We start from the raw sequence: 1,349 nt of genomic DNA, 5'->3' as shown, positions 1-1,349 counted from the left end.
TTGAGCTGGGATGATGTCCTCGAACCCTTGGCGAGAAGGATTCGAGGACATCATGTTTCGTACTGTAAACGACCAGCCGACATTGTGGGACTCCATTCTGCCGCCCGAGCTGTTGGTGTTGTCGGTGGAATTGGGTCGAGTCGACGCACTGCTCGATGATCCGGTGTTCTTCGCGCCGTTCGCCGCGTATTTCGATGCCCGGATCGGGCGGCCGTCGATCCCGATGGAAACCTATCTGCGGTTGATGTTCTTGAAGTTCCGCTATCGGCTGGGCTTCGAGTCGCTGTGCCGCGAAGTGGGCGATTCGATTTCCTGGCAGCGGTTTTGCCGGATCCCGTTCGGGACCCGGGTGCCCCATCCCACCACGTTGATGAAGATCACCAGCCGTTGCGGGGATGAAGCCGTCGCCGGGCTCAATGAGGCGCTGCTGGCCAAGGCCAGCGCGGCCAAGCTGCTGCGCACCGACAAGGTCCGCGCCGACACCACCGTGGTCGCGGGCGCGGTGGCCTACCCGACCGATTCGGGTCTGCTGGCCAAGGCGATCGGTTCGATGGCGCGCACGGTGGCGCGGATCAAAGATGCCGGCGGGGCCACCCGAACCCTCGCGCGTGATCGGCGTCGCTCGGCCGGGCGGGCAGCCCGCTCGATCGCAGCCAAGCTCAAGCTGCGCGGGCAGCAGCAACGCGACCAGGCTCAGGCCGCGGTGCGCAGGATCACCGGTGAGCTGACCGGGATCGCCGAACGAACCATGCGTGAGGCGACTTCAGTCATCCGCAATGCCAAACGTGCGCTGCGCGGTGCGACCGGTCAGCGCAAGGGCCGGCTGCACCGGGCGATCAACGCCTTGACCACCCTGGTGGAACGCACTGAACGTGTTGTCGCCCAGACCCGTTCCCGGCTAGCCGGGGTGATGCCCGAATCGGCCACCCGGCTGGTCAGCCTGCACGACGTTGATGCCCGCCCGATCCGCAAGGGACGTCTGGGCAAGCCCGTGGAGTTCGGTTACAAAGCCCAAATCGTCGACAACGCCGACGGGGTCATCCTCGACCACAACATCGAGATGGGCAATCCGCCCGATGCCCCGCAGCTGGCCCCGGCCATCGAACGGATCAGCCGCCGCACCGGCCACACCCCGCGCGCGGTCACCGCCGACCGCGGCTATGGCCACGCATCGGTCGAAGACAATCTGCACGAACTGGGTGTGCGCAGTGTGGCGATCCCTCGCACAAGTAAACCCACCGCAGCGCGCCGGGAATTCGAACACCGGCGAGCCTTCCGAGACAAGGTCAAATGGCGCACCGGATCCGAAGGCCGAATCAACCACATCAAACGCAGCTACGGCTGGAACC

The 1,349-nt window shown here is 65.4% G+C and carries 1 protein-coding gene; it reads left to right on the top strand.

Annotated elements, in window-relative coordinates:
• Nucleotides 1-52: 52 nt before the first annotated feature.
• A partial coding sequence (locus ABQE89_RS26215) for an ISNCY family transposase (RefSeq protein WP_448422147.1) occupies nt 53-1,349 on the top strand: 1,297 nt, incomplete at its 3' end.

Source organism: Mycolicibacterium sp. XJ1819 (assembly GCF_053483675.1).
The sequence above is the reverse complement of the archived record's forward strand: the minus strand, read 5'-3'. Positions and strand labels throughout refer to the sequence as shown.